This is a genomic window from Nonomuraea phyllanthi, assembly GCF_006334985.2.
In the GTDB taxonomy this organism is placed as follows: domain Bacteria; phylum Actinomycetota; class Actinomycetes; order Streptosporangiales; family Streptosporangiaceae; genus Nonomuraea; species Nonomuraea phyllanthi.
Window position 1 is genome coordinate 424,886 of the sequence record NZ_VDLX02000008.1, and the last position, 25,911, is coordinate 450,796.

Annotated in this window: 19 protein-coding genes; 5 read left to right on the top strand and 14 right to left on the bottom strand. The window is 72.8% G+C overall.

The genetic code is table 11. The features are described 5' to 3' along the window. The first annotated feature begins 75 nt into the window (after positions 1–75). Positions 76–3,810, top strand: a complete 3,735-nt coding sequence (locus FH608_RS23610; RefSeq protein WP_139632727.1) for a S8 family peptidase — start codon at positions 76–78, stop codon at positions 3,808–3,810. Positions 3,811–3,890: 80 nt separating this feature from the next. Here FH608_RS23610 and FH608_RS23615 read toward each other — a convergent pair whose 3' ends face one another. The 7 genes from FH608_RS23615 to FH608_RS23645 all read right to left on the bottom strand — a co-directional run bounded on the left by FH608_RS23615 (position 3,891) and on the right by FH608_RS23645 (position 11,801). Further along, positions 3,891–4,574, bottom strand: coding sequence for a sensor domain-containing protein (locus FH608_RS23615; protein WP_193318576.1), 684 nt, complete (start codon positions 4,572–4,574; stop codon positions 3,891–3,893). Between the two features lie 71 nt (positions 4,575–4,645). Further along, on the bottom strand, positions 4,646–6,277 hold the full coding sequence (locus FH608_RS23620) for an ABC transporter ATP-binding protein (protein ID WP_139632729.1): 1,632 nt from the start codon (positions 6,275–6,277) through the stop codon (positions 4,646–4,648). Continuing rightward, on the bottom strand, positions 6,274–7,326 hold the full coding sequence (locus tag FH608_RS23625) for a serine hydrolase domain-containing protein (protein ID WP_139632730.1): 1,053 nt from the start codon (positions 7,324–7,326) through the stop codon (positions 6,274–6,276). The genes FH608_RS23620 and FH608_RS23625 overlap by 4 nt, the downstream gene beginning before the upstream one ends. Beyond that, positions 7,323–8,471 carry an anhydro-N-acetylmuramic acid kinase gene (locus FH608_RS23630; RefSeq protein WP_264372916.1) on the bottom strand — a complete coding sequence of 383 codons (1,149 nt, stop codon included), beginning with the start codon at positions 8,469–8,471 and terminating at the stop codon, positions 7,323–7,325. The genes FH608_RS23625 and FH608_RS23630 overlap by 4 nt, the downstream gene beginning before the upstream one ends. 11 nt (positions 8,472–8,482) lie before the next feature. Continuing rightward, on the bottom strand, positions 8,483–9,301 hold the full coding sequence (locus tag FH608_RS23635; protein WP_139632732.1) for an ABC transporter permease: 819 nt from the start codon (positions 9,299–9,301) through the stop codon (positions 8,483–8,485). Beyond that, positions 9,298–10,248, bottom strand: a complete 951-nt coding sequence (locus FH608_RS23640; RefSeq protein ID WP_139632733.1) for an ABC transporter permease — start codon at positions 10,246–10,248, stop codon at positions 9,298–9,300. Before FH608_RS23640 ends, FH608_RS23635 begins: the two co-directional genes overlap by 4 nt. Beyond that, positions 10,248–11,801, bottom strand: a complete 1,554-nt coding sequence (locus FH608_RS23645; RefSeq protein WP_139632734.1) for an ABC transporter substrate-binding protein — start codon at positions 11,799–11,801, stop codon at positions 10,248–10,250. The genes FH608_RS23640 and FH608_RS23645 overlap by 1 nt, the downstream gene beginning before the upstream one ends. 85 nt (positions 11,802–11,886) lie before the next feature. Between FH608_RS23645 and FH608_RS23650 the strand changes: the two genes are divergently transcribed. From FH608_RS23650 to FH608_RS23660, 3 genes are read left to right on the top strand one after another with little or no spacing between them, the layout of a single operon-like run. Then, a complete protein-coding gene (locus FH608_RS23650) occupies positions 11,887–12,771 on the top strand; it encodes a MurR/RpiR family transcriptional regulator (RefSeq protein ID WP_139632735.1) in 885 nt (294 codons plus the stop codon). A 57-nt stretch (positions 12,772–12,828) separates the two neighbouring features. Next, positions 12,829–13,707 (top strand): sulfotransferase, encoded by an 879-nt coding sequence (locus FH608_RS23655; RefSeq protein WP_139632736.1) that lies wholly within the window; start codon positions 12,829–12,831, stop codon positions 13,705–13,707. A gap of 53 nt (positions 13,708–13,760) precedes the next feature. Beyond that, complete coding sequence (locus FH608_RS23660; RefSeq protein WP_139632737.1) at positions 13,761–15,356, top strand: arylsulfatase; 1,596 nt, start codon at positions 13,761–13,763, stop codon at positions 15,354–15,356. An 18-nt stretch (positions 15,357–15,374) separates the two neighbouring features. On the opposite strand, the gene FH608_RS23665 is transcribed toward FH608_RS23660, so the two are convergent. The 7 genes from FH608_RS23665 to FH608_RS23690 form a co-directional block, all read right to left on the bottom strand. After that, a complete protein-coding gene (locus tag FH608_RS23665) occupies positions 15,375–15,911 on the bottom strand; it encodes an NUDIX hydrolase family protein (RefSeq protein ID WP_139632738.1) in 537 nt (178 codons plus the stop codon). Continuing rightward, entirely contained in the window at positions 15,908–16,069 is a 162-nt protein-coding gene (locus tag FH608_RS51610) for a hypothetical protein (RefSeq protein ID WP_153263969.1), read from the bottom strand. Before FH608_RS51610 ends, FH608_RS23665 begins: the two co-directional genes overlap by 4 nt. Then, positions 16,066–17,049 (bottom strand): NrfD/PsrC family molybdoenzyme membrane anchor subunit, encoded by a 984-nt coding sequence (nrfD, locus tag FH608_RS23670; protein WP_139632739.1) that lies wholly within the window; start codon positions 17,047–17,049, stop codon positions 16,066–16,068. The genes FH608_RS51610 and nrfD overlap by 4 nt, the downstream gene beginning before the upstream one ends. After that, a complete protein-coding gene (locus tag FH608_RS23675; RefSeq protein WP_139632740.1) occupies positions 17,046–17,840 on the bottom strand; it encodes a 4Fe-4S dicluster domain-containing protein in 795 nt (264 codons plus the stop codon). Before FH608_RS23675 ends, nrfD begins: the two co-directional genes overlap by 4 nt. Beyond that, positions 17,840–21,064 (bottom strand): formate dehydrogenase, encoded by a 3,225-nt coding sequence (fdh, locus tag FH608_RS23680; protein WP_139632741.1) that lies wholly within the window; start codon positions 21,062–21,064, stop codon positions 17,840–17,842. Before fdh ends, FH608_RS23675 begins: the two co-directional genes overlap by 1 nt. Before the next feature lie 137 nt (positions 21,065–21,201). Beyond that, positions 21,202–22,614 carry a rhamnulokinase gene (locus tag FH608_RS23685; RefSeq protein ID WP_139632742.1) on the bottom strand — a complete coding sequence of 471 codons (1,413 nt, stop codon included), beginning with the start codon at positions 22,612–22,614 and terminating at the stop codon, positions 21,202–21,204. Beyond that, a complete protein-coding gene (locus tag FH608_RS23690) occupies positions 22,611–23,609 on the bottom strand; it encodes a LacI family DNA-binding transcriptional regulator (RefSeq protein WP_449866993.1) in 999 nt (332 codons plus the stop codon). The genes FH608_RS23685 and FH608_RS23690 overlap by 4 nt, the downstream gene beginning before the upstream one ends. Before the next feature lie 349 nt (positions 23,610–23,958). Between FH608_RS23690 and FH608_RS23695 the strand changes: the two genes are divergently transcribed. Beyond that, positions 23,959–25,887, top strand: coding sequence for a beta-galactosidase (locus tag FH608_RS23695; protein ID WP_139632744.1), 1,929 nt, complete (start codon positions 23,959–23,961; stop codon positions 25,885–25,887). Positions 25,888–25,911 lie beyond the last annotated feature (24 nt).

Below are 25,911 nucleotides of genomic sequence, written 5' to 3' on the forward strand. Positions count from 1 at the left end.
TCACCCCCGGATGACTAGGAATGCGGTATTCGTGCTTACCGCATTTCTGGCTCACCTATTTCTTGGAGGTCGTCCATGGGGCGATGGCGGGCTGCGGCCGTCTCCATGGTCATGGTCGTCTCGGTGCTCGCGGCGCCCGGCGCGCACGCGGACGCCACCTCGCCGCCGGGGGCGTTCACGAGCGCCCCCGCGAGCGACGAGATCACCCTGATCACCGGCGACCAGGTGGAGGTGCGGGCCGTTGACGGCGGGCACCACGCCGTGACGGTCACCCCGGCGCCGCGGGCGGACGGGTCCGTGCCGACGTTCCAGGTGCTGGAGTCGGACGACGGCCTGACCGTCATCCCCGACGACGTCGCCACCCTGGTCCCCCAGCGGCTCGACAGCGCCCTGTTCAACGTGACCGCGTTAGCCGAGCAGGGCTACGGCTCGGCCATCCCGCTGATCCTCACGTACACCGGCAACACCACCAAGGCGGCGATCCCCGCCGTCAAGCAGGTGCGCACGCTGGAGAGCATCGGCGGCGCGGCCGTCCAGGTCGCCACGGACGACGCGGCGGCCTTCGGGGCCGAGCTGACCAGGCTCGCCACGCCGGCGCTGCGCGCGGCCGGCCCGCTCGCCGGCGTCGAGAAGATCTGGCTCGACCGCAAGGTGGAGCCGGACCTGGAGCAGAGCGTGCCGCAGATCGGCGCTCCCGAGGCGTGGGCCGCCGGGTACGACGGCACCGGCACCACCGTGGCCGTGCTCGACACCGGCGTGGACGCCACCCACCCCGACCTGGCGGGCAAGGTGGCCTCCCAGCGCGACTTCACCGGCGAGAGCGCCGCGGGCGACCCCCACGGCCACGGCACCCACGTCGCCAGCACCATCGCCGGCATCGGGGCCGGCGGCGTCGCCAAGGGCGTCGCGCCCGGCGCCACGCTGCTCAGCGGGCGCGTGCTCGGGGCGGACGGCTACGGGCAGCTGTCCTGGATCATCGACGGCATGGAGTGGGCGGCCGGCGAGCAGCACGCCGCGATCGTCAACATGAGCCTCGGCAGCCCCGAGCAGGGCGGCCCGCTCACCGCGGCCGTCACGGAGCTCACCCGCCAGTACGGCACGCTGTTCGTGGTCGCCGCCGGCAACGGCGGCTGCGACGAGTGCGTGGGCTCGCCGGGCGACGCCCCCGAGGCGCTGACCGTCGGCGCGGTGGACAAGCAGGACAAGCTCGCCGACTTCTCCAGCAAGGGCCCGATCACCGCCGACCTGGCCGTCAAGCCCGACGTCACCGCCCCCGGCGTGGACATCACCGCCGCCAGGACCGGCGGCGGCGAGCTCACGCTGTCCGGCACCTCGATGGCCACCCCGCACGTGGCGGGCGCCGCCGCGCTGCTGCGCCAGGCCCGCCCCGGCGTCACCGGCAACGAGCTGAAGTCGCTGCTCATGGCCGCCGCCGAGCCCGGCGAGGGCATCGCCGTGGACGCCCAGGGCGCGGGCCGCATCGACGTGGCCGCCGCGCTCAAGGGCACGGTCGCCGCCTCCACGGGGTCGGCCGGCTTCGGCAAGCTCACCGTGGGAGAGCGGAAGAGCCTCACCGTCGGCTACCACAACCTCGGCCAGGCCCCCGCCGAGCTCGCCCTGTCGGCAGGCGACGGGTTCACCGTCGAGCCCGCCCAGCTGACCGTGCCGGCCGGAGGGACGGCCGAGGTGCGGGTGACGGCCTCGGCGGACCGGCCGGGGCTGCTGCGCCAGGAGCTCACCGCCACCCTCGCGGGCGGCGGGGGCACGGTGCGCACGCTGCTGACCGGCAGCGTGGACGTGAAGCGGGTCGAGCTGCGCGTGCGCGGCATCGCCAGGGACGGCCGCCCAGGACGCGGCGGCTTCACCGTGCTCAACCTGGACGAGGGCACCCTCGTCGGGCGCGTGCTGCCCGGCGACCCGTCCCAGCCCTGCACCGACCAGAAGTACGGCTCGGGCACCTGCCTGCTCGTCAAGCCCGGCACCTACTCGGTGCTCGGCCACATCTTCACCATGCCCGCCACCCAGGACAGCACCGCCACCGGCAAGCCGCTCAACGAGAGCCTGCTCGGCGATCCGGAGATGACGATCACCGAGAACACCGAGGTCGTCCTGGACGCCCGCAAGGCCGTCGAGGTCGAGGTCAAGACGCCCGACCACAGGACCAAGCGCAACACCGGGGCCGCCGCGGCCCTCATGTGGTACCGCTCGGCCGGGAAGGGCACCGCGCTGCGCGGCGGCACCACGATCACGCCCGGCGGGCAGGTCGAGGAGCGGCTGTTCGTGCAGCCCACCAGGAAGGTCACCAAGGGCACCTTCACCGTCGCCACCCGCTGGCGGCTGACCGCCCCCCAGATCACCTTCTCCACGCTCGGCCTGCGCCTGGACCCGTACTACGTCGACCCGGTGCAGTTCAGCGACTTCGCCACCGAGTACCCGCGCCTGGACGGCACCCGGCTGCTCATGGCCGTGGACGCCGGCCGGGGCAGCGCCGAGGAGATCAAGGCCCGCGACCTGCGCGGCAAGCTCGCCGTCATCCGGCGCACCGACGGCGTGCCCGTCTCCACCCAGTCCAACGCGGCGGCGGCGGCCGGGGCGGCCATGGTCGCCGTCTACAGCGACAAGCCCGGCGCCGACGTCACCACCGGCGGCAACCGGGTCAAGCTGTCCGTCCCCACCGTGCGCCTGACGCACGAGGAGGGGACGAAGCTGGTCGAACGGCTGCGCCGCCTGCCGGTGCCGATCGTGGCCAAGGGCGTCGTCGCCAGCCCGTACCTGTACGACCTGTACCTGCGCGAGCAGGGCCGGGTGCGCGACTCGCTCACGTACGTGGTGAGGTCGAGGTCGCTGGCCAGGATCGAGACCGGCTACCACAGCCAGCTGGCCGACGACGTGACGGTGAACGAGGCCAGGTTCGTCTTCGAGCCGTGGGACACCTCCTCCATCTCCACCAACCACCCCATGGCCAAGACGCCGCGCACCCGTACGGACTACGTCACCCCGGACCCCGAGCTGCGGTGGAGCACGTCGGCGGGCAGCCCCGAGCGGTCCTACAACAACATGTGGCCGCACCCCGACACGGTGCTCATGGGCCTGTCGTCGCCGGAGTTCCGCCCCTATGAGAAGGGGGAGCGGGTCAGCCGGACGGTGTTCAAGCAGCCGCTGCTGCCCGGCATCAACCCGCGCAACCCGCTGCGCAGGGAGGGCGACCTGCTCCGCCTGTCGATGCAGGGCTTCGTGGACGCCGACCGGAACTACGGCGCGGCCTACACCAGCGACTTCGAGCACGGCCTGAAGACCGACTTCCGGCTCTACCAGGGCGACACGCTGCTGTGGCAGACAAACTACCTGCCCTCCGGCTCGGGCACGCTCCCGCCGGAGAAGGGGACGTACCGGATCGAGTACGACGTCACCAACGAGGCCGGGTGGGCGAAGCTGTCCACCCGCACGAAGGCCGCCTGGACCTTCACCTCGGAACGCGCCGACGGCACGACCGTGGTGCCGCTGCTGCTGGCCACGTTCGACGCGCCGGTGGACCTGAAGAACCAGGCGCGGTCGAGCAGGAAGCTGGGCCTGTCCCTCTACCAGCAGGAGGGTGCGGAGCAGAGCGCGATCAAGGACGTCTCGCTGGAGGTGTCGTACGACGACGGCGCCACCTGGACGAAGGCCCGCCTGCGTGACAGGGGCGAGCGCTCCTACGAGGCCACCATCGGCCGCTCGCCCTCCGGGTTCGTCTCGCTGCGGCTCAACGCCTCCGACGTCAACGGCAACACCCTGTCGCAGGAGGTGATCCGCGCCTACGCGGTCCACTAGGACAAGGTCCGTCACAAGGTGAAGGCCGCCTCCCCCCGCCGTGTGCGGGGTGGAGGCGGCCGCGTCGGAAGGGACATGGGCTACCGGGCCGACCAGGCCGGCTCGCGGATCACCGCGGGCTCGGAGCCGGCGCCGGGGTGGCCGCCGGGGTAGGCGGCGCGGGTGAGCATGGCCTGCGCCACGCTCGCCTTCATCAGGGCGGCCATCCGGACCACCGGCACCAGCGTCAGGGCGAACAGCGCGCCCACCGCCGTGTTGACGGCCACGAACATGACGGGGGTGTCGGCCAGTCCCAGCCACTCCGTCAGCCCGTGCCCGGCGCCGGGGATCCGGGCGATGGCCCAGCCGTAGAGGGGGAAGGTCAGGCCGGCCACGGCCCCCGTCCACCATACGGCGGTCAGGATGAAGGAGACCAGGGCGAACGGGAACCCGACGATCCCGTACAGCAGGTCCATCCACGCCTGCCCGGCGGTCATCGGGTTCAGCATGCGGCGCACCAGGCCCGCGCTCGCGGGGGCGGCCGGGTACTCAGGGCGGGCCACGGGCTGGCCGAGCACGCCGGGGAGCGCGACCCGTTCGAGGTCGGCCAGGTGCCGGGAGGCGGCCGCGGTCGCGGCGAGCACCGGCAGGCCGACGAAGACGACGGCGCTGCCGAGGCCCGCGGAGACCCCGGCGACCGTGACGGTGAAAGAGGCGACGGCCGCGGGGAGGCCGAGCAGGGTGTAGCGGGTGTCGGTGCTGAGGCGGCGCTGGAGGGTTCTCATGCCGTAAACGCTACGAGCCGGCCGGGCGGCCATCGAGCCTGCGCACGGGCATGTGCGTGGTAGGGACAGCCCTACCCCTGCCCTCCGCCCCGCTCTCCGCCCCGCTCTCCGCTCGGTCCCGCACCGGGGATCGCGGCCAGCAGCTCGCGGGTGTAGTCCTGTTCGGGGTGGTCGAAGATGTCCTCGGCCGTGCCGCTCTCCACGATGCGGCCGTTGCGCATGACGTGCACCGCGTGCGAGATCATCCGCACCACGGCCAGGTCGTGGCTGATGAACAGGTAGCTGAGCCCCAGCTCGCGCTGCAGCTCGGCGAGCAGCTCCAGGATCTGCGCCTGCACCAGCACGTCCAGCGCGGAGACGGCCTCGTCCAGCACCACCAGCTCCGGGGAGAGCGCCAGCGCCCTGGCGATGGCCACCCGCTGGCGCTGGCCGCCGGACAGCTCGTGCGGCAGCCGGTCGGCCATGGACGCCGGCAGCGACACCTTCTCCAGCAGCTCGGCCGCCGCCTTCTTCCGCTCGGCCGCGCCGCCGACGCGGTGCACGCGCAGCGGCTCGGCGATGGACTTGCCGACCGGGTAGCGCGGGTCGAGCGAGGCGTACGGGTTCTGGAAGACCGGCTGCACCCGCCTGCGGAAGGCGAACAGCTCCCGCCGGCCGAGCCCCGCCAGGTCCGTCCCGTCGAACCGGATGCTGCCGGAGGTGGCGCCGTCCAGGCCGAGCAGCAGGTTCGCGGTCGTCGACTTGCCCGAGCCCGACTCGCCCACGATCGACACGGTACGGCCGCGCGGGATGGCGAACGAGACCGCGTCCACGGCGGTCAGCTCCTCGCCGGTGCCCCTGATCGGGAACACCTTGCGCAGGCCCTCCACGACGACCAGGTCTTCTGCCGCCCGCTCGGGCTCGGCGACGCGGACCGACGACAGGCTCGGCACGGCCCCCAGCAGCCGCCTGGTGTACTCGTGCTCCGGCTCGGCCAGGATCTCCCCCGCCTTGCCGGTCTCCACGATCCGGCCCTGGTGCATGACGGCCACCACGTCGGCCCGCTCCGCCGCCAGCGCCAGGTCGTGCGTGATGAGGAAGACCGCCGTGCCCATCTCGGCGGTGAGCTGCTCCAGCTGGTCGAGGATGCGCCGCTGCACGGTCACGTCCAGCGCGGAGGTGGGCTCGTCGGCGATGAGCAGCTTCGGCCGGCAGGCCAGCCCCATGGCGATCAGCGCGCGCTGGCGCATGCCGCCGGAGAACTCGTGCGGGTACTGCCCGATGCGCCGCGCCGGGTCGGGGATGCCGACGAGGTTCAGCAGCTCCAGCACGCGCGCCCGGGCGGCCTTGCCGGTGGCGACGCCGTGCACCTCGAGTGCCTCGGCGATCTGGTCGCCGATGCGCATGAGCGGGTTGAGGTTGGACATGGGGTCCTGCGGGACCAGGCCGATGCCGGCGCCGCGGATGGCGCTCATCTCGCGCGCGCTCGCCTTGACCAGGTCGCGGCCGTCGAACAGCACCTGGCCGCCGGTGATGCGGCCGTTGGCGGGCAGCAGCCGGTTGACCGCGGCCGCCGTGGTGGACTTGCCGGAGCCCGACTCGCCGACGACCGCGACGGTCTGGCCGGGCAGGATCTCCATCGAGACGTTCTCGACGGCGGTGACGTCCCGCCTGCGGGTGCGGAAGGCGACCGACAGGTCGCGGATCTCCAGGAGCGGGGTCATGCTGTCCTCGATCGTTGCGTGGTGGCCCGGAGCAGGCCGGCCCAGAGGGCGTCGGTGGGGGTGGGCTCGCCCTCGACGAGCAGCCGGTTGCTGGCCAGGGCCAGGGCGATGTCGCGGCCGGGCACGAAGCCGACCGCGCAGCCCACGAAGCCGGGGTGGCCGAGCACGGTCACGGTCTCGTCCCACAGCTCCAGCTCGTACGTGCGGAACCCCAGCGCCTGCCCGGCGTCGGGTCCCGGCGTGAAGAACTCCCGGGCGACCTCGGGCCGCCACAGCCCGTCGTGCTCCTCGTAGCGGGACATCGCCAGCCCGTACGCGAGCAGGTCGGGCACGGTCGAGAACAGCCCCGCGTGCCCCGAGACCCCGTCGAAGGCGTGGTAGGCGTTGCCGTCGCAGACCTCGCCCAGCACGGACCCGCGCCGCCAGCGCGCGAAGTCGGAGCTGCGGTAGGGCACGGGGTAGGGCCGTCCGGTGTCGAGCATGGTCATCTCGACCCGGTCGTCCAGGGCGCTCATGGCCACCTCGGGGCCGGCCGGGCGGGCGTACCGGGTGGCGGCCAGCCCGAGCGGCTCGGTGACCAGCTCGGTCACGGCCTGGTCGAGGCTCAGGCCGGTGACGCTTGCGACGATCCGGCCGAGCAGCACGAAGCCCAGGTCGGAGTAGTGGCGGGCCCTGCCGGGCCGGTAGCGCGGCGGCGGCAGGTCGGGCTGGATGTAGAGCGGCCACCACTCCCACAGCCCGCCGCGGTGCAGCAGCAGGTCCCGCACCGTGATGGCCTCGTACGAGCGCCTCAGGTACGCGCTCAGCGGCGCGTCCAGGTCCACCAGCCGGTCGGACACCAGGCGGATGAGCGCCGTGGTGGTGGCGAGGACCTTCGTGACCGAGGCGAGGTCGTGGGCGGTCTCCAGGGTCATCGGCTCGTCGCCCACGAGCTCGCCGTCCTGCCGGCGCACGGTCCGGTGGCCGGAGCACTCGGTGAGGTCGAACCACGGCGTCCGCGCGGCCATGACCACCCCGGCGGGGGCGTCCACCGCCTCGTTCCCGGTCATCGCGTCAGCACCAGCGAGCGGGGCGGCTCGGCGACCGGCGCGGGCAGGGCGAGCGGCCCGGCGCCCGGCGTCAGCGTGCCCAGCACGCGGGCGGCCCGCGCGCCCGTCCCTCCCGGCACGGTGCCCGGCAGGCCGTGCGCGGTCAGCCAGCCGATCAGCGCGAACGCGATGGCCTCCTTGTCGTCGGAGGGCGCGCCGTAGTCGTCGGACGGCGCCACGTCCACGCCCGGCAGCGCCGCCCGCAGCCCGTCCATGATCACGGGATTGCGGCAGCCGCCGCCCGAGACGACGAGGGCGCCCACCTCGGCGGCCCGCACGTCGTCGGCGACCGTGCGCACGGTCAGCTCGGTGAGCGTGGCGACCAGGTCGGCCTCCGTGACCTCGTGCCCCACCTGAGCCAGTGCGGCCTCCACGTACCCGAGGTGGAACAGCTCCTTGCCGGTGCTCTTCGGCGCGGGCAGCCCGTAGTACGGCTCGTCCAGCAGCACGTCGAGCAGCTTCGCGTCCACCCGGCCCGAGGCGGCGATCCGGCCGCCCTCGTCGAAGCCGCGGGGGTTCAGCGCCCGGCTCGTCACCACCGCGTCGATCAGCGCGTTCGCGGGCCCGATGTCGTAGGCGTACAGCTCGCCGCCGCGCACCACGGTCATGTTCGCGATGCCGCCCAGGTTGAGCGCGCCCGCGCCGCCCTCGTGCGCGCCGAGCAGCAGCCCGTCCAGCACGGACACGAGCGGCGCGCCGTGCCCGCCGGCCGTGATGTCCCTGATGCGGACGTCCGACAGCACCGGGACGCCGGTCCGCTCGGCGATCCAGGCGGGCTGGCCGATCTGGAGCGTGCCGAGCGCGTGCGCGCCCTCCACCCAGTGGTAGACGGTCTGCCCGTGGGAGACGACCAGGTCGACGGGCCCGCCCAGCGCGATGGCCGAGGCCGCGGCGGCGGCGAAGCTCTGCCCGATGAGCGTGTCCAGCTCGCACACCTCGGCCAGCGTCGTGCGCGCGGGCGGCAGCGCCTCGATCAGCCGGGCCCGCAGCTCCGCCGGGTACGGCGTGCTCGCCGTGTGCCCGACCCGGCCCTCCAGCAGGCCGCCGGTGAGGCGGAAGTCCACCACGGCCACGTCGATGCCGTCGTGCGACGTGCCGGAGATCATGCCAAGTACTCTCATCGCCTGCCTCGGTTCCGTGGGTCGAGCGTGTCGCGCAGTCCGTCGCCGAGCAGGTTGAGCCCCACGACCAGCAGGACGACGACCGCGCCCGGCGCGATCAGCGTCCACGGTGCCACGAAGACGAGGCTGCGCGCCTCGTAGATCATCGAGCCGAGCGACGGCGCGGGCGGTGGCGTGCCCAGGCCGAGGAAGCTCAGCGACGCCTCCGTCAGCACCGCCCACGACAGCGACAGCGCGATCTGGATGACGATGATCGAGGTGATGTTCGGCAGGACGTGCCGGAACATGATCTGCCAGCGGCTCATCCCGGTCGAGACGGCCGCCCTGACGTACTCGATCTCCCGCAGCGACAGCACGGGACCGCGGGTGACGCGGACGAAGATCGGCACGTACACGATGGCGATGGCCACGGCGATCGTGAACCAGTTGCGGTCCAGCACCGAGGCCAGCGACAGCGCCAGCAGCAGCGGCGGGAACGCGAACAGCACGTTCGTCACCCCGCCGATCGCGCCGTCGGCGACGCCCCGGTAGAAGCCGGACACCAGCCCGCCCAGCGTGCCCGCCGCGGTCGCGAACGCCACCGCGACGAGCGCGATGAGCGCCGAGTTGCCCACCCCGGAGGCCACCCGCGAGAACACGTCCCGGCCGAACTGGTCGGTGCCGAACAGGTGCGCACCCGAGGGCGCGGCGAAGCGCGAGGGCGGGTGCTGCGCGATCGGGTCGTACGGCAGTAGCCCCGCGAACGACGCCACCGCCACGACGGCCAGCAGCGCGAGGATCACCGCGCCCCCCAGCAGGGCGGGACTGCGCCTCACGACGCCCTCACCCGCGGGTCGATCACCCGGTACAGCGCGTCGGTCAGCAGGTTCACCAGCACGAACGCCAGCGCGATCACCAGCACGGTGCTCTGCACGACCGCGTACTCCTTCTGCTGGATGCCCAGCAGCACCTGCCTGCCGATGCCCGGCACGGAGAAGATCTGCTCCACCACGACCGCGCCGCCCAGCAGGTAGCCGAACTGCAGGCCGGTCATGGTCACGATCGGCACGAGAGCGTTGCCGAGCACGTGCCTGACCTGCAGTCGCCGCTCCGGCACGCCCTTGGCGCGGGCGGTGCGCACGAAGTCCTCCGAGCGCACCTCCAGCACCGCCGTACGGGTGGTGCGCAGGATCGGCGCGGCGATGCCGAAGCCCAGCACCAGCGCCGGCAGCAGCATCTGCCGCAGGTTGAGCAGCGGGTCGTCGGCGAGCGTGGCGAAGCCCTGCCCGTTGGGGTTGAAGCCGAACGACGCGGCGAACACCGACAGCAGCGTGGTGGCCAGCAGGAACGCCGGGACCGACAGCCCGGCCAGGCTGACGACCTGGCCGAGCGCGTCCCTGGCGGAGTTCGTCCTGGAGGCGGCCAGCATGCCGAGCGGCACCCCGATCAGCAGGGCCAGCACGATCGACAGCACCGCCAGCTCGATCGTCACCGGCAGCGAGTGCAGGGTCAGGTCGAGCACGCTCTGCTGCTGGCGGGCCGAGTAGCCGAAGTTGCCCGTCAGCATGTTGCCCAGCCACGAGAAGAACTGCGTGAACAGCGACTGGTCGAGCCCGTAGTACTGCTCCAGCGCCTGCCGCTGTGCCGGGGTGAGCGCCGCCGCCTCGGTGCCGAGCCCCGCCGTGATCTGGTCGCCGGGGATCGCCCGGAGCATCACGAACACGAGCACGGCGACCCCGAACAGGGTGCCCACCGTGGTCAGGATGCGGTTGCGAAGGCGCATCAGCTGACGGAGGTGGTCCGCAGGAACTGCAGCGACCCGCTGGCCATCGGCACGAACCCCTGCACGCCGGCCGTCGTGGCGGTGTAGGTGTAGCCGGAGAACAGCCAGATCCACGGGGCGTTCTGCTCCAGCAGCGTCGAGACCTGGTCGTAGATGCCCTTGCGGGCGGCCTGGTCGGTCGTCGCCTTGCCCTCGGCGAACAGCTTGTCCAGCTCGGGCGAGCTGTAGCCGGCCACCTTGTTCAGGTTGCCGTCGCTGGTGAAGTAGCGGCCGTAGGAGCCGTCGGGGTCGGGCCGGCCGCCGTTGAGCGCGACGGCCGCGTCGAAGTCGGCGGCCACCCAGCGGTCCACGTACGCGCCGGACTCCAGCACCTCCAGGTCGAGGTTGATCTTGGCCTCGGCGAGCTGCGCCTTGAGGTTCTGGGCCTCGTTGACGGAGGTCGCGTACTCGCCCTGGGAGACGATGGTCTTGACGGTGACCCCGCTCGCCTTGCCGGCCTTGGCCAGGTAGTCGGCCGCCTTGGCCAGGTCGCGCGTGGGGCAGGGGCGGTTGTTCGGGTCCGACTTGAACGCCGGCGCGGTGATCGGCCCGGTCACCTCGCCCTCGCCCAGCGCGGCCGTGTCGAGAACCTGCTTGCGGTCGATGGCGCACTGGATCGCCAGGCGCACGTTGACGTCCTTGAGGTCGCCGTGGGTCGCGTTCAGCTGGAGCACGTGGTAGCTGAGCTGCGGCGTCTTGGCCACCGTGATCGTGCCGCCGGCCTCGGCGGTCTGCGCGACGAGCGGGTCGTCGAAGACCGAGAGCTGCACGTTGCCCGACTGCATGGCCGACACGATCGACGACTCGTCGGGGATCACGCGGAACTCGACCGCCGCGGCCTTGGCCTTGTCGCCCCAGTACGCGTCGTTCCTGGCCAGCGTGATCGACTGGCTCGGCACCCGGTTCTTGAGGGTGAAGGGGCCCGTGCCGTTCGGGGTGGCGTTGAGCTTGTCCTCGGTGTCGTCGGAGGAGAGCATCGCCATGTTGACGGTGGCCAGGTTGGCGGGTAGCGCGGCGTCGGGCCCGTTCAGCTCCAGCACCACGGTGTTCGCGTCGGGGGCCTTGACGGACTTCACCGACGACAGCGACGCCCTGGCCACGGCCGCCGTCTTCTCGTCCATGATCTTGTCGAGCGACCACTTGACGTCCTCGGAGCCGAACGTGCTGCCGTCGGCGAACGTGACTCCCTGGCGGAGCTTGAGCGTCAGCTTCTTGCCGTCGTCCGAGGTCTGCCACGACTCGGCCAGCCCGGGCACCACGTTCAGGTCCTTGTCGAACTCGGTGAGCGTGCCGTACAGGTTCTGCAGCACGTTGACGGCCTGGAACTGGGTGGCCTTCCAGGGGAAGAGCGTGTCGGGGTCGGAGGTGACACCGACCACGATGGTCTTCCCGGCATCTCCGCCACCGTCGCCCGTCGCGGCGGAGCCGGAGGGCGAGGACGACGACGAGCAGGCGGTGAGGGCAAGGGACAACGCAGCGGCGATGCCGACCGCGGAGTAGGCGCCACGGGGCATGTGGTCTCCTCGGGGGAGTGGGTCATAAAATTACGCAGACCCTACCATCAGGGTACTTTCTTTTCCTTTAGCGGGATGGGTGAGGATGGCTGAGGACGACGGGACCGTGCTGATCCGCATCCGGGCCGCCATGCCCGCGCTGCGGCCGTCCGAGCGGCGGATCGCCGAGGAGTTCGTCGGCGACCCCGCCGGCGCCGCGAATCTGTCGATCGCCGAGCTGGCCGCGCGCTGCGGCACCTCGACGACCTCGGTGGTGCGCTTCTACCAGCGCATGGGCTACGCCCACTACAAGGACCTCAGGATCGACCTGGCCAGGGCGGTGGCGCGCGAGGAGCTGACCACGTCGAGCCTGCCGGAGGTCTCCGGCGACATCGACCGCCACGACAGCCTGGAGGGCATCGTCTCCAAGGTGGCGATGAACGAGACGCTGTCCATCGCCGACACCGCCCGCGCGCTCGACATGGAGGCGCTGGGCGAGGCCGTGTCGCTGCTGCTGGCCGCCCGCAGGATCGACAGCTTCGGCGTGGGCGCGAGCTCTCTCGTGGGGCTCGACCTGCAGCAGAAGCTCTCCCGCATCGGGCGTACGGCGATCAACTGGCACGACTCGCACTCGGCCTGGACCTCGGCGGCCACGCTCGACTCCGGCTGCGTGGCCGTGGCCGTCTCCCACACCGGCGCCACCGTGGACACCGTCGAGTTCCTCGCCATCGCCCACAAATCGGGCGCCGCGACCGTGGCCATCACGAACTTCCGCGACTCGCCGCTGGCCCGCGCCGCCGATGTGACGCTCACCACGGCCGCCAGGGAGACCAAGTTCCGCTCCGGCGCGCTGGGCAGCCGCATCGCGCAGCTCATGGTGGTGGACTGCCTGTTCACGGGGGTGGCGCAGGCGTCCTACGACCGGTCGATGGCGGCGCTGCGCAACACGTACGCGGTCGTGCACTCCCGGGTGGAGCACCGGCGCGGGTGACGGGTTCACAGGCCGGATTCACCTCCGGTTCACGGGGGCTGTCTACGGTGGAGCGCCATGAGCTGGAGGTACCGGGCCAACGCCACGCTGGAGGGCCTGACGGGATACACGCTGACGCGACGACTTCGTCAGGAGCCGTCCAAACCGCCGCCCCAGCCGCTGACACTCCAGCGGCTGCCGGGCGACCAGGTGCGGCCACCCGCCGACCCCGAGCACGACCGGCTGCTGCGCGAGCCGGTCTTCCTGCTGTCGTCCGTACGCTCGGGCTCCACGCTGCTGCGCGTGATGCTCGACAGCCACTCCCAGGTGCACTCGCCCATCGAGACGCACTTCCGGCGGGTCACGGTCGGGCTCGGCACCGATCCCGTACGGCAGGCCATGGAGGCGCTCGGCCACACCCACAGCGACATCGAGCACATCGTGTGGGACCGGCTGCTCCACCGCGAGCTGGCCCGCAGCGGCAAGCCGGTCCTGGCCGAGAAGACGCCGAGCAACGTCTTCGCCTGGCGGCGCATCGCGACCTGCTGGCCGGACGCGCGCTTCGTCTTCCTGCTGCGCCACCCGCTGTCCATCGCGCAGTCCTGGCACGAGGCCGACCCGGACAGACGGCCCATGGAGCAGGCCGTGCCGCGCACCCTCACCTACATGACCCACCTGCAGGAGGCGCGTACCCACCTCGACGGGCTGACCCTGCGCTACGAGGACCTGGTCGCCGACCCGGAGCGCGAGCTGCGGCGGCTCTGCCTCTTCCTGGGCCTGGAGTTCGAGCCGGCCATGCTCTCCTACGGCGAGAAGGACCACGGCGCCTTCGTCAAGGGCATCGGCGACTGGCGCGACAAGATCCGCGCGGGCACGGTCGTCGCCGCCCGCCCCCTGCCGTCTCCGGACCAGGTGCCGGCCGAGCTGCGGGAGATCTGCCACCTGTGGGACTACTGAAGTTCGGCGGTGATTTGTCCGCCGTTTCGCCCGGGCTCCGGTAAGTTGCCTTCGTGATCGACTGGCCCTCGCGCCGCACCCTGCTCGCCGGTAGCCTCGCCGGCCTGGCCGTGCCCGCATTAGCGTCCCAGAAAGCCGAGGCGGCGGAGTTACCCGCGCGCCCCAACATCGTCGTGATCCTGGCCGACGACCTCGGCGGGTCGGAGATCGGCAGCTACGGGCAGCGCCTCATCCACACGCCGAATCTGGACCGGATGGCCAAGGAGGGAGTGCGCTTCGAGACCGCGTACGCGGGGGCGCCGCTGTGCGCCCCCTCCCGCTGCGCCATGCTCACCGGGCTGCACGCCGGGCACGGCACCGTACGCGAGAACCCGGAGGGCGGGCCGCAGCACGCGCTGACCGACGCCGACCTCACCTTCGCCGAGCTGCTGCGGATGTCCGGCTACCGGACGGCCTGCATCGGCAAGTGGGGCTTCGGCCCCGAGCAGGCGGGCCAGCCCTCCCACCCGAACGAGCGCGGCTTCGACGAGTTCTACGGCTACATCACGCACCGCCACGCCCACCACTACTTCCCCACCTACCTGTGGCACAACGGCGCCAAGGTGGCCCTCGACGGCAAGACGTACGCACCCGACGTCTTCCGCGAGCGGGCGATCGACTTCATCCGGAAGTCCGGGGACGACCCGTTCCTGCTGTACTTCCCCACCAACCTGCCGCACGCGCCGAGCGCCGTGCCCGGCGACGCGGGGGAGTACGCGCACGAGCCGTGGACCGGTGCCAACCGGCGCCATGCCGCGCAGGTGTCCCGGCTCGACTCCGACGTGGCGGCGCTGGTGCGCGCGCTGAAGGACGCGGGCGTCGCCGATCGCACCCTCGTGCTGTTCACCAGCGACAACGGCCCCCATCACGAGAAGGGCGTGACGCCGGACCTGTTCGACTCCAACGGGCCGCACCGCGGCGTCAAACGCAACCTGTACGAGGGCGGCATCCGCGTGCCCCTCATCGCCTGGTCGCCGCGCCTGCGCCCGCGCGTGGTCAAGCAGCCGGTCGCGTCGTGGGACCTGCTGCCGACGCTGGCGGACCTGGCCAGGGTGCCGGTGCCCGCCCACCTCGACGGGCTCTCCTTCCGCGGCCTGCTCGCCGGTACCCACGCGCCCCAGCACGACCACCTGGTGTGGAACCGGCCGCGCAAGATGCAGGCGATCCGCCGCGGCCGGTGGAAGCTCATCCGTTTCGCGCCGCACATCGCCGGCGCCGGACCCGAGGGCCGGGTCGAGCTGTACGACCTCGCCGCCGACCCGGGGGAGCGCCACGACGTGGCCGCCACCAGAATCGAGCTGGCCGACGAGCTGATGCTCGTCCTCGACGGCGCCATCGGCGACGACCCGCGGGTCCCGTACGGGCTGCGGACCGAGGTCGTCGGCGAGGAACTCGTGGTCACCCTGTCCAACGGCTCGAAGGTGGCCTGGCACGAGGTCCGGCTGAGCCTGAACGGCGCCAAGGCCCGGACGGTGGAGGTGGTGAACCCCGGCACGGCGATCGCCGTCGGCTTCCCGGTGCCGTCGGGCGGGCGGCTCAGTGCCCGCGCCCGGTTCCGGGCCGGGAAGCGGTCGCACACCTTCCGCACCCCGGCCCCGGCCGGCCGCTGACCGCCCCGAGGCGGGGGGTCAGCGCAGGCAGCCCACGTGGGCGAGCGCCTGCTTGAGCAGCACCCCCTGCCCGCCGGTCATCTCCTGCTGCACCGCCGGCGACGCGGCGTCCTCAGGGGTGAACCACTCCAGATCGAGGGCGTCCTGCCGGGGCCGGCAGTCGCCCGCGACCGGCACGATGTAGGCCAGCGACACCGCGTGCTGGCGCGGATCGTGGTAGGGGGTGACCCCCGGCGTCGGGAAGTACTCGGCCACGGTGAACGGCTGCGGGGAAGCGGGGATGCGGGGCAGCGCCACGGGACCGAGGTCCTTCTCCAGGTGACGCAGCAGCGCGTCGCGGATCCGCTCGTGGTGCAGGACCCGGCCCGAGACCAGCGCCCGGCTGACCGTGCCGTCCGGCGCGATGCGCAGCAGCAGGCCGACGCGGGTGACCACGCCGGTGTCGTCGACGCGCACCGGCACCGCGTCGACGTAGAGGATCGGCAGCTGGCCCCGCACCGATTCGAGCTCGTCCGGTGAGAGCCATCCAGGCGTGGTTTCGGTCTTTTCGGTCATCTGCCGATCGTACGTCTCCGGCTCCGGCGCCCGGGCACCGTCCGGCCGGCCGGCACCGCCCCGCCGGCCGGCACCGTCCGGCCGGCCAGCCAGGACGCCGCGCAGGTGGCCAGCACGATGCCGAGGAACGGCAGGTAGGCGACGGCTTCGCGCTTCATGACAGCTCCCTCTGCCGCCTGCGCTGCGGCTGGACGGTGTACTTGGGGTCGTTCGCGGACTCCATGCCGGCGCGGAAGATCCCGAACCGGGTGCACGCCGAGCCCGCCAGCAGGGCCGCGCCGGCCGCCATGGACGCGATCCTGCTGCGCCGGCCCGCGGCCAGCCCCGCCAGCGCGCCCGCCAGGACCAGCGCCTCGCCGGCGCGCAGCAGCCTGCTGCGCTTGAGCGGCTCGGCCAGCGGGCCGAGCCGCCGCTCCATCCGGATGGCGGCCACGCACTCGGCGCCCGCGCCGAGCACCGCCACCCGCCGGGCCGGGCCCGCCTCCTCCGGCGGCGCGGCCAGCATGCCGAGTCCGCCCGCCGCCGCCGCGGCCGAGCCCGCGAACAGGAACGGCATCTCCCTGAACCCCTCGTGCCAGGCCGGCACCGCGGTGTCGCAGATCAGCGCGGCGGTGTAGGTGGCCACCGCGGGCCCCGTCAGCGCCGCCCCGACCGTGGCGGCCCGGCCCAGCCGGGGAAAGCGCCCGGCCAGGTCCGTGGCCGCCGCGCACCCGGCCTGCGGCCCGTACGCGGTGAGGAGCCAGGTGCCGACGCTCATGGGCGAGGTCACCTTGAACACCCGCAGCATGTTGACGAACCGCTCGGGCCGCCCCAGGTCGTGGATCAGCGCGTAGAGCGAGCCGCCCAGCGCGCACAGGGCACCCACCTTGGCCGCCCTGGCCAGCCGGGGCCGGCCGGTGAGCTCGGCGGCGGCGGCCAGCGTGGACGAGGCGCCGGCCAGGCCGCCGAGGAACAGGTAGCCGGCGATGTCGTGCTCCGTCCAGGGAGGCTCGTTCAGCACCGGCAGCCCGTAGTAGGAGTCGAAGGTCTCCTGCGTCGGCCGCCGCTCGCGCCGGTGGCCTCCCGAGCCCGGGGTGGCCTGGCGGTCGGTCCGCACCTCCGCGGAGCCGTCCATGCGCACGTCGGTCTGCCCGCTCATCCGCGTCTCCTCCAGCTGAACGTCGTCGCCGCCACCCCCGCGAGCAGCGCCAGCGCCGCCACGCCCGCGTGCCGCCACATCGACGGCAGGTCTCTCGTGGTCACCACCGGGTCGGGCGGCAGGCCGTACACCTCGGGCTCGTCCAGCAGCAGGAAGAACGCCCCCATGCCGCCCACCCCGTCGTCCGGGTCGTGCCCGTACAGGCGGGCGGACCCGATGCCCTCCTCGCGCACCTGGTCGAGCCGGAGCGCGGCCCGCTCGCGCAGCTCGTCGAGGTCGCCGAACTGGATCGAGTCCGTCGGGCACGTCTTGGCGCACGCCGGCTCCTGGCCGTCGCCCAGGCGGTCGTAGCACATCGTGCACTTGGCCGCGAGGCCGCCGCTCTCGCGCTTGCCGATCACGCCGAACGGGCAGGCCGGCACGCAGTAGCCGCAGCCGTTGCAGATGTCCTCCTGCACCACGACCGTGCCGTACTCGGTGCGGAACAGCGAGCCCGTCGGGCACACGTCCAGGCAGGCCGCCTCCGTGCAGTGCTTGCACACGTCGGAGGCCATCAGCCAGCGGAAGTCCATGTCGCCGACCCCGGGCTCCTGGTGGCCGAGCGGGCGGCGCTGCTCGACGAACGCGACGTGCCGCCAGGTGTCGGCGCTCAGGCTCACCGTGTTGTCGTAGGACATGCCGGTGAAGGTCAGGCCGTCGTCGGGGACCGCGTTCCACTCCTTGCAGGCCACCTCGCACGCCTTGCAGCCGATGCAGATGCTGGTGTCGGTGAAGAACCCCACGCGGCCCATCACGCCTCCGTTCCCGTGCCGGCCGTCACGCCGGCCCGCCGCTGGTAGGACCTGACCAGCTCGGGCAGCGCCGGCCCGCGCGGCCGCCGCCCCGGCCGGATGTCGGCCGCCAGGGCCTTGACCTCCTGGATGTGGGAGTTGGGGTCGAGCGAGATCGCCGACAGCTCGTTGGCCGCGTCGCCCGTGGCCAGGCCGTTGGGGCCGTAGTGGAACGGCAGCCCGATCTGGTGCAGCACCCGGCCGTCCAGGTGCAGCGACGGCATCCGGTCGGTGACCATGACCCTGGCCTCGATGGCGTTGCGCGCGGTCACGATCGTGGCCCAGTCGCCGTGCACGAGCCCCCGCTCGGCGGCCAGCTCGGGCGAGACCTCGCAGAACATCTCCGGCTGCAGCTCCGCCAGGTAGGGCGTGTGCCGGCTCATGCCGCCCGCCGTGAAGTGCTCGGTCAGCCGGTACGTCGTCACGACGTACGGGTAGACCGAGGCGCCCGGCTCGTCGCCGCTCGGCTGGTAGCGGTTGCCCGCGTGCGGGTAGACCTTGCGCGCCGGGTTGCGCTGGTGCCCGTAGAGCGGGTTGGCCACCGGCGAGTCCTGCGGCTCGTAGTGGCTCGGCAGCGGCCCGTCCACCACCCCGGAAGGGGCGAACAGCCAGCCCTTGCCGTCGGCCTGCATGATGAACGGGTCGATGCCCGACAGCGCCGCCACCCCCTCCGCGTCGGGCGGCGGCCGGTAGCCGGGGTCCTTGTCGTGCTCGAAGTCGGGCACGTCGAAGCCGGTCCACCGGCCCGCGCCGCCGTCCCACCAGACCAGCTTCTTGCGCTCGCTCCACGGGGTGCCGTCCGGCCGGGCCGAGGCCCGGTTGTAGAGGATGCGCCGGTTCGCCGGCCACGCCCACGCCCACTCGGCGGCGATCCAGTCCTGCTGGGTGTGCGGCTTGCGGCGGGCGGCCTGGTTGACGCCGTCGGCGTACACGCCGCTGTAGATCCAGCAGCCGCACGCGGTGGAGCCGTCGTCCTTGAGCGCCTGGTAGCCGGGCAGCGGGCGCCGCTCGGCGTCCCAGCCGTTGATCTCGGCCAGCACCGCCTCGGCGGACGGCTCGGCCACGGGGCCCTCGACCGGGTAGTCCCACGTGAGGTCGAGGACGGGCGCGTCCATCGGGTCGGTGGAGCCGGCCAGCTTCTCCCTGATGATCCGCCCCAGGTGATACATGAACCACAGGTCGCTGCGCGCGTCGCCGGCCGGCTCGACCGCCTGGTGGTGCCACTGCAGCAGCCGGTTGGTGTTGGTGAAGCTGCCGCTCTTCTCCGTGTGGCAGGCCGCCGGGAAGAAGAACACCTCGGTGCCGATGTCGGCGGTGGACAGCTCGCCGGTCTCGATCTCCGGGCCGTCCTTCCACCAGGTGGCGCTCTCGATCAGGTTGAAGTCGCGCACGACCAGCCAGTCGAGCTCGGCCATGCCGAGGCGCTGCATCTTGGCGTTGGCCGAGCCCACCGCGGGGTTCTCGCCCAGCAGGATGTAGCCCTTGCACACGCCGTCGAGCTGCGCCAGCACCGTGTCGTACGTGCTGTGCGAGCCGGTCAGCCTGGGCAGGTAGCCGAACCTGAAGTCGTTGTCCGGCTGGGCCGACTCGCCCCACCACGCCTTCAGCAGGCTGACCAGGTAGGAGGGCATGTCGGCCCAGAAACCCCGGTGCGGCGCGTCGGCCCGCAGGAACCTGCGCAGGCTCAGGTCTTCGTGCGCGTGCGGCATCGGGATGTAGCCCGGCAGCAGGTTGAACAGCGTCGGCACGTCGCTGGAGCCCTGGATGCTGGCGTGCCCGCGCAGCGCCTGGATGCCGCCGCCCGGCCGCCCGATGTTGCCGAGCAGGAGCTGCAGGACGCTCGCCGTCCTGATGAACTGCGAGCCGTCGCTGTGCTGCGTCCAGCCGACCGCGTACACGAACTCCGAGGTCTTGTCCGGCCCCGAGTTGTCGGTCAGGTGCCGGCACACGCGCAGGAACAGCTCGGGCGGCACCCCGCACACCCGCTCGACCATCTCCGGCGTGTAGCGGGCGAAGTGGCGGCGCAGCACCTGCATGACGCAGCGCGGGTGGCGCAGCGTCTCGTCGCGCTCCGGCTCGCCGTCCAGCGGGACGCCCCCGCCGCCCTGCATCTCCGGCCGTCCCGCCGGCGGGCCCGTGCGGCGCTCGTAGTCGACGTCCCGCTCGCCCGAGGCCGCGACGGTCTGCATGCCCTCGTACTGCCAGCTCTGGTCGTCGTAGGAGCGCGAGTCCGGGTCGAAGCCGGAGAACAGGCCGTCGAGGTCCTCGGCGTCGCGGTAGTCCTCGCGCAGGATCGTGGCCGCGTTGGTGTAGTTGACCACGTACTCGTGGAAGTAGAGCTCGTTCTCCAGCACGTGGTTGACGATCCCGCCGAGGAAGGCCACGTCGGAGCCCGCGCGGATGGGCACGTGCAGGTCGGCCAGCGCGCTCGTACGGGTGAACCGCGGATCGACGTGGATGACCACCGCGCCGCGCGCCTTGGCCTCCATCACCCACTGGAAGCCCACCGGGTGCGCCTCGGCGAAGTTGGAGCCCTGGATGACCACGCAGTCGGAGTGCTGGAGGTCCTGCATGAACGTGGTGGCGCCGCCCCGGCCGAACGACGTGCCGAGCCCCACCACGGTCGAGCTGTGGCACACCCGGGCCTGGTTCTCGATCTGCACCACGCCGAGCGCCGTCAGCAGCTTCTTGATGAGGTAGTTCTCCTCGTTGTCCAGCGTGGCGCCGCCCAGGCTCGCGATGCCCATGGTCCGGTTGACGCGCTTGCCGTCCTTCTCCCACTCCCAGGTCCGCCGCCGGGTGGCGATGATCCGGTCGGCCACCATGTCCATGGCGGCCGCGAGGTCGATCTCCTCCCAGTCGGCCGCGCCCGGCGCCCGGCGCAGCGCCTTGTACCGGCGGCCGGAGGCGGTGGTGAGCTGCAGGCTGGCCGCGCCCTTGGGGCACAGCCGGCCGCGGCTGATGGGGGAGTCGGGGTCGCCCTCGATCTGGACGACCTTCTCATCGCGGACGTAGACGTTCTGGGCACAGCCCACCGCGCAGTACGGGCAGATCGACTTGACCACCCGGTCGGCCGTGGCCGTGCGGGCGCGCAGCGCCGCCGTCCTGGCCGACTTCACCGCCTCTCCCCGCCCTGTGCGGTCCTTGCCGGTCAGCTGCCGCAGCAGCGGCCACCCCAGATCCATGACGCCCCCCGATGCCTCCGGCCCGGTTCCTCCCCCTCTGCCGGGAAACGAAAACGCGCAGGCCGGAGGGCCCAAGGCTGCGGGACGGCGCGGTCAGGACAGCGGGACGGCGAGGTCAGGGCAGCCGGACGGCGAGGTCAGGACAGGCGCGCGGCGGCCTCGTCCCAGGCCCGGGCGTCGCCCTCGGGCTCGTAGCGGCGCAGCGGCTGGGAGGAGGCGACCAGCGCGCGCATCTCCGCCAGGTCCGACACCAGCCCCGCCGCCCGCGCCTGCACCAGCACGTTGCCGAACGTGGTCGCCTCGGCGGGCCCGGCCACCACCGGCAGCCCGCACGCGTCGGCGGTCCACTGGCACAGCAGCTCGTTGCGCGACCCGCCGCCCACCAGGTGCACGACCTCGACGTCGCGCCCCGACAGCTCCATGGCCTGCCGCACCGCCAGCCGGTGGCCCAGCGCCAGGCTCTCCAGCACGCACCGCGCGTACGCCGCCGGGGACGACGGGGGCCGCTGGCCCGTGCGGCGGCACTCGGCGGCGATCCTGGCCGGCATGTCGCCCGGCGGCAGGAACACCGGCTCGTCCGGGTTCACCACGGCCGCGAACGGCCGCTCGCCCGCCGCCGCCTTCAGCAGCTCGCCCAGGTCGGAGCCCGGCCAGGCCCGCAGGCACTCCTGCAGCAGCCACAGCCCCATGACGTTGCGCAGGTAGCGCACGGTGCCGTCGATCCCGGCCTCGTTGGTGAAGTTCGCGGCGCGGCTGCGCGGCGTCAGCACGGGGCCGGTCAGCTCCACGCCGGCCAGCGACCACGTGCCGCACGAGATGTAGGCGAACGCGGGCCCCGAGGCGGGCACGGCGGCCACGGCCGAGGCGGTGTCGTGGGAGGCCACCGTACGGAGCGGGGCCGACCAGCCGATCTCGGCGGCCACGTCGCGCCGCAGCCCGCCGACCATCTCGCCCGGCTGCCGCAGCGGCGCGAACAGCCCGGCCGGCAGGCCCAGCCGCTCGATCAGCGGCGTCGCCCACGACCGGGTGCGCACGTCGAGCAGCCCCGTGGTCGAGGCGTTGGTCACCTCGGCGCCCAGCTCGCCGGTGAGCCAGTAGCCGATCAGGTCGGGGATCAGCAGCATCGTGGCCGCCCCGTCGAGCCGGTCGGCCAGCAGCTGGTAGACCGTGTTGAACGGCAGGACCTGCAGGCCCGACACGTCGTAGAGCGTCTCGGCGCCGACCGACGCGGCCACCCGCTCGGCCACGCCGCGCGTGCGGTCGTCGCGGTAATGCACCGGATTGCCCAGCAGCGCCCCCGACTCGTCGAGCAGGCCGTAGTCGACCGCCCACGAGTCCACGCCGATGGACGACACCGGCCCCGCCGCGCGGAGCCCGGCCAGGATCTCGCGGTAGAGGCCGAGCACGTCCCAGTGGAGCCGGTCCGCCACGCGCACGGGGCCGTTGGGGAAGCGGTGCGCCTCGGTCAGTTCCAGCCCGCCGGACAGATCGGCCAGCATCACCCGGCCGCTGGAGGCGCCGAGGTCGACGGCGGCGAAACGGCGGCTCATTGGGTCGACTCCCTGGCGACGAGCTCCGGCTGGAACATGATGTGCTGGTGCGCGTGCGTGTCGGGGTTGTCGCACTCGTCCAGCAGCAGCTCGGTGGCGATCCGGCCGAGCTGGTACGTCGGCTGCCGCATCGAGCTGAGCGACACCGTCGAGGCGGCGGCGAAGTCGATGTCGTCGTAGCCGATCAGCGCCACGTCCTCCGGCACCCGCACCCCGGCCCGCAGCAGCGCCCGCAGCACGCCCAGCGCGAGCAGGTCGTTGGCGCAGAACACGGCCTCGGGCAGGTCGCCCTGCGCGATCAGCTCGGCCGCGGCCTTCTCTCCCGAGCGGGCCGTCATCGTCGTGGCCTCGGTCACCCTCAGGTCGGCGGGGTCGAGCCCGGCCGCCCGCAACGCCGCCTTCGCGCCCTCCCGGCGCTCCACGCACTGCCTGATCGTCAGCGGCCCCGTCACGTACGCGACGGCGCGCGCGCCCCTGGCCAGCAGGTGGGCGACGGCGGCCCGGCCGCCCGCGACGTCGTCCACGGCGACCGCGCACTGGTCGGGCCGGTGCGCCGGATGGTCGACCAGCACCACGCTGATGCCGCGCTCGCGCAGCCGGTCGAGCCTGCCCGGGTCCTCGCCCGACGGGGTGATCAGCACGCCGCGCACCCGGTGCTCGGCCAGCACGCGCAGGTTGCGGTCCTCCTTGTCGGGGGAGCCCGCCGAGTTGCCCAGGATCACCGCGTAGCCCAGCTGGCTGGCCACGTCCTCGGCCCCGGCCGCCACCTCCGTGAAGAACGGGTTGCCGATGTCGATCACGCTCAGGCCGATCGTCCTGCTGTGCCCGGCGCGCAGCGTCGAGGCCGAGCCGTGGCGGACGAACCCCAGCTCGCTGATCGCCGCCTCCACGCGCTCCCTGGTGGCGGGTGCCACCTTGCCGGGCCGGTTCAGTACGTTGGAGACCGTGCCGGGGGAGACGCCGGCGTGCGCGGCGACGTCCTTGATGCTGACCATGGCCATGAGGATCTATTAAAACGTACAAACGAACGAGGCGCCAGTCGCGGCACCGGTGGGACGCGGATCCCGCCATCGCACGAGGCCGTGCGGGGGCGAAGGTTCTGTAAAACGTTTCTATCCGGCCGCACGAACGCCCGCTATCCCCTGCTTTCATAACGGTCGCGTAACGCCAGCATCACGGGTCGTTGCTCGATCCGGGCTGCCTGCCTGCGCAATCGCCCGTGTGGATCACCGGTGACCCGCGCCGTCGCGCCGGTCCGGGCCTTGTGCGAGGCCGCTGAGGAACGTTTTAATCCCCGGTGAACACGCTGTGAGCGCTAACAGTTATCTCGAAAGGCAGACCTTCATGCCGGACGCCATCGCCTACGGCGGGGACTGGAATCCAGAGCAGTGGCCCGAGGAGACGTGGGGTCAGGACGTCGCGCTGATGCGCGAGGCCGGCGTCAACCGGGTCAGCGTCGGCATCTTCTCCTGGTCGCTGCTGGAGCCGGCCGAGGGCGTGTTCGACTTCGCCGCGCTCGACCGCGCGATGGACCTGCTGGCCGCCAACGGGATCAAGGCCAACCTGGCCACGCCGACGGCCTCGCCGCCGCCCTGGTTCGGCGACGCGTACCCGCACGCGCTGCCGGTCGACGCCGACGGGCGGCGGCTGGCGCACGGCAGCAGGCAGGGCTTCTGCCCCAGCTCGCCGATCTACCGCGAGAAGGCGCTGCGCATCGCCGAGCAGGTGGGCCTGCGCTACCGCGACCACCCGGCGCTGGCCATGTGGCACATCCACAACGAGTACGGCTGCCACAACGCCCGCTGCTACTGCGACACCTCGGCCGCCGCCTTCCGCGCCTGGCTGCGCTCCCACTACGCCACGCTCGACGCGCTCAACGAGGCGTGGGGCACCGCGTTCTGGTCCCAGCGCTACGGCGAGTGGGCCCAGATCCTGCCGCCGCGCGCCACCCCGTCCTTGCCCAACCCGGGCCAGCAGCTCGACTTCCGCCGCTTCAGCTCCGACGCGCTGGTCGAGCTCTACATCGCCGAGCGCGACCTGCTCAAGCAGCTCGCCCCGGACGTGCCCGCCACCACCAACCTCATGGCCGGCGCGCACTGGGACATGGACTGCTGGGCCTTCGCCGCCGAGATGGACGTCGTCTCCACCGACCACTACCTGATCGGCGCCCGCCCCGAGCCCCACATCGACCTGGCCTTCGCCGCCGACTACGCCCGCTCGCTCAACGGCGGCCGGCCCTGGCTGCTGATGGAGCACTCGACCAGCGCGGTCAACTGGCAGCCGCGCAACCGCGCCAAGGCCCCCGGCGAGCTGCGCCGCAACTCGATGTCCCACCTGGCCAGGGGGGCCGACGGCATCATGTTCTTCCAGTGGCGGGCCTCCCGCGCGGGCGCCGAGAAGTGGCACTCGGCGATGCTGCCGCACGCCGGCACCAACACCAAGATCTGGCGCGAGGTCACCGCGCTCGGCGCGGAGCTGGCCGGGCTCGCCGGCGTGGCGGGCAGCACGGTCCAGGCCGACGTCGCGATCCTCGTCGACCACTCCAGCGTGTGGGCCCAGGACCACCCCGCCCAGCCCAGCTCCGAGATGGACCCGGTCGAGGAGGCCAAGCGCTGGCACGCCGCGCTCTGGCGGGCCGGGATCACCTGCGACCTGGCCCACCCCGAGGGCGACCTGACCGGCTACCGCCTGGTGCTGGTGCCCGCGCTCTACCTGGTCAGCGACTCGGGGGCGGCCAACCTCGCCGCCTTCGTCCGGCGGGGCGGGGTCGCGCTCGTCGGCCCGTACAGCGGGATCGTGGACGAGCACGACCGGGTGCGGCTCGGCGGCTACCCAGGGGCGTGGCGCGACCTGCTGGGCGTGACGGTCGAGGAGTTCTTCCCCCTGGACGGGCCGATCGAGCTGGCCTCGGGCTGGTCGGGGAGCGTGTGGAGCGAGGTGGCGCACGCCACCGGGGCCAAGGTGCTCGACACGTACGTCACCGGGGAGCCCGCCTGGACCCGAAACGAGTGGGGCGACGGGTTCGCGCACTACCTCACCACCCGGCTCGACGACGGCGCGCTGGCGGAGGTGCTGGCCGCCGTCACGGCCGAGGCGGGCGCCTCGCCGGCCGCCGAGGCCCCGGCCGGGGTGGAGGTGGTACGGCGCTCGCACGCCGACGGCCGCTCCTACCTGTTCGCCATCAACCACACGGGCGAGGACGCCGTCGTGACCCCGCGCGGGGGCGGCCCGGTCACGGTGGCGGCGGGCGACGTCCGCGTCATCCCCGCCTGACCCGGTGGGTATTAAAACGTGTCA

Excerpts from the sequence above, each read along its gene's own strand:
- FH608_RS23615 (WP_193318576.1), bottom strand. The coding sequence starts at position 4,574 with ATGAGAACCCTCCAGCGCCGCCTCAGCACCGACACCCGCTACACCCTG.
- FH608_RS23695 (WP_139632744.1), top strand. The coding sequence starts at position 23,959 with ATGCCGGACGCCATCGCCTACGGCGGGGACTGGAATCCAGAGCAGTGG.
- FH608_RS23650 (WP_139632735.1), top strand. The coding sequence starts at position 11,887 with ATGGCTGAGGACGACGGGACCGTGCTGATCCGCATCCGGGCCGCCATG.
- FH608_RS23620 (WP_139632729.1), bottom strand. The coding sequence starts at position 6,277 with ATGACCCCGCTCCTGGAGATCCGCGACCTGTCGGTCGCCTTCCGCACC.
- FH608_RS23655 (WP_139632736.1), top strand. The coding sequence starts at position 12,829 with ATGAGCTGGAGGTACCGGGCCAACGCCACGCTGGAGGGCCTGACGGGA.
- FH608_RS23630 (WP_264372916.1), bottom strand. The coding sequence starts at position 8,471 with ATGATCTCCGGCACGTCGCACGACGGCATCGACGTGGCCGTGGTGGAC.
- FH608_RS23665 (WP_139632738.1), bottom strand. The coding sequence starts at position 15,911 with ATGACCGAAAAGACCGAAACCACGCCTGGATGGCTCTCACCGGACGAG.
- FH608_RS23640 (WP_139632733.1), bottom strand. The coding sequence starts at position 10,248 with ATGCGCCTTCGCAACCGCATCCTGACCACGGTGGGCACCCTGTTCGGG.
- FH608_RS51610 (WP_153263969.1), bottom strand. The coding sequence starts at position 16,069 with ATGAAGCGCGAAGCCGTCGCCTACCTGCCGTTCCTCGGCATCGTGCTG.
- FH608_RS23610 (WP_139632727.1), top strand. The coding sequence starts at position 76 with ATGGGGCGATGGCGGGCTGCGGCCGTCTCCATGGTCATGGTCGTCTCG.
- fdh (WP_139632741.1), bottom strand. The coding sequence starts at position 21,064 with ATGGATCTGGGGTGGCCGCTGCTGCGGCAGCTGACCGGCAAGGACCGC.
- FH608_RS23685 (WP_139632742.1), bottom strand. The coding sequence starts at position 22,614 with ATGAGCCGCCGTTTCGCCGCCGTCGACCTCGGCGCCTCCAGCGGCCGG.
- FH608_RS23675 (WP_139632740.1), bottom strand. The coding sequence starts at position 17,840 with ATGGGCCGCGTGGGGTTCTTCACCGACACCAGCATCTGCATCGGCTGC.
- FH608_RS23625 (WP_139632730.1), bottom strand. The coding sequence starts at position 7,326 with ATGACCGGGAACGAGGCGGTGGACGCCCCCGCCGGGGTGGTCATGGCC.
- FH608_RS23645 (WP_139632734.1), bottom strand. The coding sequence starts at position 11,801 with ATGCCCCGTGGCGCCTACTCCGCGGTCGGCATCGCCGCTGCGTTGTCC.
- nrfD (WP_139632739.1), bottom strand. The coding sequence starts at position 17,049 with ATGAGCGGGCAGACCGACGTGCGCATGGACGGCTCCGCGGAGGTGCGG.
- FH608_RS23690 (WP_449866993.1), bottom strand. The coding sequence starts at position 23,609 with ATGGTCAGCATCAAGGACGTCGCCGCGCACGCCGGCGTCTCCCCCGGC.